The following is a 6851-nucleotide window of genomic DNA, read 5'->3' on the forward strand; positions in this document are numbered from 1 at the left end:
TTTTAAGCTTTAGGATTTATAATAATCTCATAATAAAATAAAAAACTATCAAAATACTTTCCCTTAAAAATCACTTACATAATGTAAGTGATTTTTTATTTTTCAAATAAAAAAGCTTCAACAAAATAGTTGAAGCCCTTCTAAATACTTATTGGTGCCGGTTGTGGGACTTGAACCCACACGGTATTGCTACCAACGGATTTTGAGTCCGCCCCGTCTGCCGATTCCAGCAAACCGGCTCGTTATAATTCTATTATAGCAGTAATAAAAACGTTTTGCAATATATTTAGCCTTAATATACATTCAATAATATGGTAATATTAAATATAATACGAATTGGTAATAATAGAGAGGATAAATAATTAGGAGTGATAAATTTGGAAAAAACGTTAATTATAATAGATGGAAATTCAATTGTTAATAGGGCTTTTTATGCATTGCCTGATTTAACTAATAAAAAAGGACTACATACAAATGCAATATTTGGTTTTACAAATATGCTATTTAAGTTGATAGATACATACAAACCTACACATGTTAGTGTTGCATTTGATAAAAAAGCTCCGACTTTTAGACACTTAGAGTATAAGGAATACAAAGCCGGAAGAAAAAAAATGCCAGATGAATTAAGACAACAGATGGAGCCATTAAAAAATTTATTAGATGCATTTAATATAAATCGTTTAGAAATTGAAGGATATGAAGCTGATGATATAATAGGTACTGTATCTTTAAAAGCAGAGCAAGAGGGATATAAGGTTTATATAGTAACAGGAGATAAAGATGCAATTCAATTAGCTTCAAAGACCACAACTACGCTTATAACTAAAAAAGGAGTAGGAGAAGTTGAAGAATATGATTTAAATGAAGTTAAGAAAAGATATGAAATGACACCTACTCAATTTATAGATTTAAAAGGCCTTATGGGAGATAAGTCGGATAATATACCTGGGGTTCCTGGAATTGGAGAGGTTACAGGTATTAAACTTATAAAAGAATTTGGAAGTATTGAAAATATAATAGAAAATATTGATTCAGTAAAAGGAAGTCCTAGGAAAAAAATAGAAGAAAATAAAGAGCTTGCTACAATGAGTAAAAAGTTGGCTACTATAATTAGAGATGTTCCAATTGATTTTGATTTAGAAAAACTTGAGTTTGGAAATTATGATAAGTCAAAATTAATAGAAGTATTTAATGAACTTGACTTTAACAGCTTAATATCTAGGTTAGATTCAAACGCAGAAGAATCAAAAGTAATAGTAAACAAACTTGAAGATGTTAAAGCGTTTATAAATAAATCAAGAAATAGCAAAAAGCTAATATTAAAAACTATATCTAAAAGCGGAAATATTCTTGAAAAAAATATAATGAAAATTTATTTAAGTATTGACGGAGAAGAATTATTATATGCTGAGGAAAGTCAAATAGATGAACTAAAGGAACTATTAGCAGATGAAGATTTAAGAATTTATGGATATAACTTAAAAGAAGATTATATAGCTCTAAGAGCTTATGGAATATCTTTAAGCAATATTTACTTTGATATAGCTATAGCAGAGTACTTAATAGATTCTAGTAGCTCTAACTATACCTATGATTTAATTGCGATGAACTATTTTGGACAAAAAATAAAATCATCTGAAGAATTGTTAGGGAAAGGCGTTAAAGCGAAAAAATATGAGGATCTAGAAAAAGAAGAATTAGACAATACAATTGGAAGTATAATTCAATTAGTTGAAAAAGTAAGCCCTAAAATGGAAGAGAAATTAGTTAATATGGATATGGATGGTCTATTTTATCATGTAGAGATGCCTTTAGTAGAAGTTTTAGGATATATGGAATTTGAAGGTGTTATGGTAGATAAAGATAAATTAATAGAATTAGGTGAAGAATTTAAAATATCCATAGATAAACTAGAAAAAGACATATACAATCTTGCAGGAGAAGAGTTTAACATTAATTCTCCAAAACAGTTAGGTGTTATTTTATTTGAAAAATTAGAGCTTCCAGTCATTAAAAAGACTAAAACAGGATATTCAACTAACGTTGAAGTATTAGAACAATTAAGTGATAAACATGAAATTATAGACAAGATAACTGAATATAGACAAATTGTAAAATTAAAATCCACTTATGTAGAGGGTCTTATAAATATAATAAATCCTATAAGTAATAGAATACATTCATCATTTAACCAAACGATAACAACAACTGGAAGGATTTCATCTACAGAACCCAACTTACAAAACATACCTGTAAGGTTAGAATTAGGTAGAAATATAAGAAAAGTATTCATAGCAGATAACGGTTTTAAATTAGTGGATGCAGACTACTCACAAATCGAATTAAGGGTTTTAGCGCATATGAGTCAAGACGAGCATATGATAGATGCATTCAATCATAACGTAGACATTCACACTAAAACTGCATCACAAGTATTTGGTATCGATATAAATAATGTAACAAGTGAGCAAAGAAGTGCCGCGAAAGCAGTAAACTTTGGTATAGTATATGGTATAAGTGATTTTGGATTAGCTAAAAATTTACATATACCAGTTAAGGAAGCAAAAAACTATATTGATAGTTATTTGAACACTTATGAAGACATAAAATCGTATATGGATAATACAATTGAAGAAGCGAAAGAAGATGGATACGTAAAAACTATTTTAAATAGAAGAAGATATATACCGGAAATAAAATCTTCTAATATAATACTTAAAAATTTAGGGAAAAGATTGGCTATGAATGCACCAATACAAGGAAGTGCTGCTGACATAATAAAAATAGCTATGGTTAATGTTTATAAAAAATTAGAAGAAAAAGGTTTAAAATCCAAATTAGTTCTTCAAGTTCACGATGAACTTATAATTGAATGTGTTGAAGCTGAATTAGAAGAAGTATCTAAGATTGTAAAAGATGAAATGGAACATGCTGTATCTATGGATGTTAATTTAGATGTAGATTTAAATACCGGAGATTCTTGGTATGAAACAAAGTAGGTGATAAGATGTTGGTAATTGGACTAACAGGAAATATAGGTTGTGGGAAAAGCAGCTTGTCAAAAATTCTAGAACAGAACTATTTTGATATAATTGATGCGGATTTAATATCTAGAGAAATTATGAATAATAGTGATTTACTAAAAAAGGTATTTGCTACTTTTGGTGATGATATAAAAAGAAATGATGGGACTTTGGATAGAAAAAAGCTTGGTGAAATAGTTTTTAATGATGATAAAAAGTTAATTAAATTAAATTCATTGACTCATCCAGCTATAAAAAAAGAGATAATAAAAAAAATAAATAATATAAAATTGAACAATAAAGATATTGCCATAGTTGATGCAGCTTTACTAATAGAGGGAAAATTTTTAGACTTAGTAGATAAGTTAGTTGTTATTACATGTGATGAAAATGTTCAATTAGAAAGAATAATTAAAAGAGATCACATTACAAAGAATGAAGCTATGAGTCGTATAAATTCACAAATGAGTCAATCTGAAAAAATTAAGTTTGGAGATTATATAATCGATAATTCAGGAGATAGGAATAAGTTAATCTATGATGCAAGTAAACTAATAACACATATAAAGGAGAAATGGTGTGAATAAAAAAAGATATATAACTATATTTATAATCTTTATGTTATTAGTTTTAGGAGTAATATCAATAAGACAAAAATTGGTGTTAAAATTATTACATCCGAGATTATACGAAGAATATGTAGACATATATTCTAAAGAGTTTTCGATAGATGAAAACTTAGTATATAGTATAATGAAAGTAGAAAGCAAATTTAACAAAAACGCTATATCCAATAAGAAGGCTAAAGGATTGATGCAAATAAGTGATATAACTCAAAAATGGGCACAAGATGAGTTGAAATTAGGTAAAGTTGATATATTTGATCCTGAAACTAATATAAAGATAGGTTGTTGGTATCTGAGTAAGTTATATAAAGAATTTAATGATTTAGATTTAGTTATAGCTGCTTATAACGGAGGATCAGGGAATGTAAATAAATGGTTGAATGATGAAGCTTATAGTAAGGATGGTAATAAATTACATGAAATACCATTTAATGAAACTAAAAACTACTTAGGCAAGGTTAAAGAAAACTATATTATTTACAAGTCATTGTATGGAGAGGAAGAAGCTAATGAAAAGAATTAAAGTAGTGGCGGTTATTATGACCATTATGCTTGCTGTTTCTGGGTGCGGCAAAGGTGATAGTAACAAAGACAAAAACGAAAAGCAAAATGTAAGTGAAAATAATAATTTAGAATATATACATTTATCTATGGTAAATCCTAAAACTATAAATCCTATACATAATAATGATCAATCTGTTGGATATATTTTGGATTTAGTATATGATAGCTTATTTACAATAGATAGTAACTATAATGCTGTTCCACAATTAGTAGATGAGTACTCTATGTCATCTGATGGCAAAAGCATAAATATAAAATTAAAAGATGCTAACTGGCACAATGGGAAGCCTGTTACATCTGATGATGTAGAATTTACTATAGACTCGATAAAGAGATCAGAAAATAGTTCATATAAGTCTTTAGTTGAAAATATATCATCAGTAACTTCTACAGATAATAAAAATTTAACTATACATTTTAATCAACCATATGCATTTTCTATAGATAATTTAATATTTCCTATAGTTAGTAAATCGGAGCTAAGTGGATTAAATGCAACAGAATTAAACGATTATAAAAATAACATGGTTGGAAGTGGAGCATATAAAATATCTAAGTATAATAAAAGATCTAATATGGTATTAACACTCAATCAGGATTACTATGATAAAGAAAAAATAAAGGATGCAAAAAAAGAGATTAATGTAATGCTTGTACCAGATGAGGCAGCTCAAGTTTCTATGACTTTAGCTTTATCAAGTGATATAACTAAAGTTGGAATTAGTGATTTAAGTGAATTCCAAGAAGATGAATTTAAAATTACTAATTATGAAGGAAGAGGATATGAATATATGATATTTAATTATAGTAATCCTATAATGAATGATATCAATTTTAGAAAAGCAATTTCATATGCTATAGACAAAAATAAAATTTTATCAGAGGCTTATTTAGGAAATGTATCAGAGGTTAACTTCCCGTTACATTCTAAGTCTAAATACTATGATTCAAGTATAAAATCAATAGGATACAATGTTGAAAAAGCTAAAGAAAGTTTAGGTAAAATAGACATAGATAAAGTTAATTCTAATGCTGCAGGCAAAGATGATGTTTCTAAAAATGAAGAGGACAGCAAGAAAGAAGAAACGTCTAAAAAAGAAGAAACTAATAAAAAAGAAAATGAAGCTAATAAAGAATCAAAAGAAGCTAAAAAAGCAAGAGAAGAAAAAGAAAAAAATGAGAGATTAAAAGAATCAATTAAAAATTTAAATTTAAAAATTGTTGTAAATAAAGAAAATAGTGAAAGAGTTAAAGCGGCCCATTTAATAAGAGAAAATCTAAATGAGATGGGAATAAAATCTACTGTAGAAGAACTTGAAGGTGATGCATTAGCTCAAGCCTTAGATAAGAAAGAATATGACTTAGCATTAGTTGGCTGGGAATTATCATCAGTTCCAGATGCTACAGATATAATAAACTATAGTGGATACACTAATGAAAAATTAACAAATTACTTAAATTCGTTAAAAAATTCAAAGAGTATAGATGATACAAAGAGTATATATAAATCTATTCAAAAATATGTTAATGACAATGTAGCATTTGTAAGCTTAGGTATAACAGATGATTATTTAGTAACAAATAAAAGAATAACAGGAAATTTAAAGCCTAATGACTTTGATATATATGAAGGTATATACAACCTAGGTTTTAAAGAATAATATATAGGGGTATATAGGAATTAAAGATTTTAAAAAATACAGAGGTGATAACATATGAGAAAAAAATTATTAGTAGATGGAATGAGTTGTATGAATTGTGTGAGACATCTTAAAGAAGCTCTACAAGAAGATATAAAAGGATTAGAAGTGATAGATGTAAGCTTAGAAAATAAATGCGCTTTAGTCGAAGCAAATGATACTGTATCTGATGACATGATAAAAGCTGTAATAGATGATTTAGGATATGAGTTAAAAGGAATAGAATAAATAAAAATACCAGTAGGAAACTACTGGTATTTTTTTACACTTAAGAAGATTATGTTTATTTTAAGTTTTTAAAAACTGTATCTACTATGTCGATAGCTTATCAGCAGTAATATCATCTTTATCTAATGATGGATTAAGTTCAACTAAATCCATTGATTTAACTAAACCTGACTCTAAAAGTTTAATTAGAAGATGCTTAGATTCATCAACTGTAAAACCATTTTCAAATTTAGTTCCAGTACCAGGTACATATTGAGAGTCTATAAAATCTAAATCAAAACTAATATGTATTGCTTCTATTTTTTTACTATGTAAGCTAGATAAAATATCAATTACTATAGAATCTAATCCTTTGCTAGCTAAATCTTCAGGAGAGTACATATTCATATTTGTATTTTGAATGAACTCTTTTTCTTTTAATTTATCAGGACCTAATTGAGGTCCTAATTTATCACAACCATAAAATGTAGGTACTCCTATAACATTTATATTCATGACTAATCCTCCTATATATCCAATATATACCAATATTATATTTTACAATAATGTATTTTAGTAAATCAAAGTTAATAAAAAGTTTGATTTACTAAAATACATTAAGCGTAAAAAAAAAAGACTTCTATTGGGGGAAATAATAGAAGTCTAAATTGGGGAGATTGAGTATGTTTGATTTACATTAATATTATTTGCCAAATAAGAAAAAATAT

At 27.2% G+C, this 6851-nt stretch carries 6 protein-coding genes and 1 tRNA gene; 5 read left to right on the forward strand and 2 right to left on the reverse strand.

What is annotated here, in order from left to right; genetic code table 11:
- Positions 1-152: 152 nt before the first annotated feature.
- A tRNA-Leu gene (locus VN21_RS01565) sits at positions 153-239 on the reverse strand.
- A 138-nt stretch (positions 240-377) separates the two neighbouring features.
- Between VN21_RS01565 and polA the strand changes: the two genes are divergently transcribed.
- Genes polA through VN21_RS01590 form a run of 5 tightly spaced genes read left to right on the forward strand, consistent with a single transcriptional unit; the run spans position 378 to position 6144 of the window.
- Entirely contained in the window at positions 378-3002 is a 2625-nt protein-coding gene (gene polA / locus VN21_RS01570) for a DNA polymerase I (RefSeq protein ID WP_046821722.1), read from the forward strand.
- 8 nt (positions 3003-3010) lie between these two features.
- Positions 3011-3613 carry a dephospho-CoA kinase gene (coaE, locus tag VN21_RS01575; RefSeq protein WP_046821723.1) on the forward strand — a complete coding sequence of 201 codons (603 nt, stop codon included), beginning with the start codon at positions 3011-3013 and terminating at the stop codon, positions 3611-3613.
- Positions 3606-4175 (forward strand): lytic transglycosylase domain-containing protein, encoded by a 570-nt coding sequence (locus VN21_RS01580; RefSeq protein ID WP_052951942.1) that lies wholly within the window; start codon positions 3606-3608, stop codon positions 4173-4175. The genes coaE and VN21_RS01580 overlap by 8 nt, the downstream gene beginning before the upstream one ends.
- Positions 4162-5877 (forward strand): ABC transporter substrate-binding protein, encoded by a 1716-nt coding sequence (locus VN21_RS01585; protein ID WP_046821724.1) that lies wholly within the window; start codon positions 4162-4164, stop codon positions 5875-5877. The genes VN21_RS01580 and VN21_RS01585 overlap by 14 nt, the downstream gene beginning before the upstream one ends.
- A 54-nt stretch (positions 5878-5931) precedes the next feature.
- Entirely contained in the window at positions 5932-6144 is a 213-nt protein-coding gene (locus tag VN21_RS01590; RefSeq protein ID WP_046821725.1) for a heavy-metal-associated domain-containing protein, read from the forward strand.
- An 84-nt stretch (positions 6145-6228) separates the two neighbouring features.
- Here the strand turns inward: VN21_RS01590 and VN21_RS01595 are convergent, their stop codons facing one another.
- Entirely contained in the window at positions 6229-6639 is a 411-nt protein-coding gene (locus VN21_RS01595) for an arginase family protein (RefSeq protein WP_052951943.1), read from the reverse strand.
- Positions 6640-6851 lie beyond the last annotated feature (212 nt).

The organism is Paraclostridium benzoelyticum (genome assembly GCF_001006285.1).
Taxonomy (GTDB): domain Bacteria; phylum Bacillota; class Clostridia; order Peptostreptococcales; family Peptostreptococcaceae; genus Paraclostridium; species Paraclostridium benzoelyticum.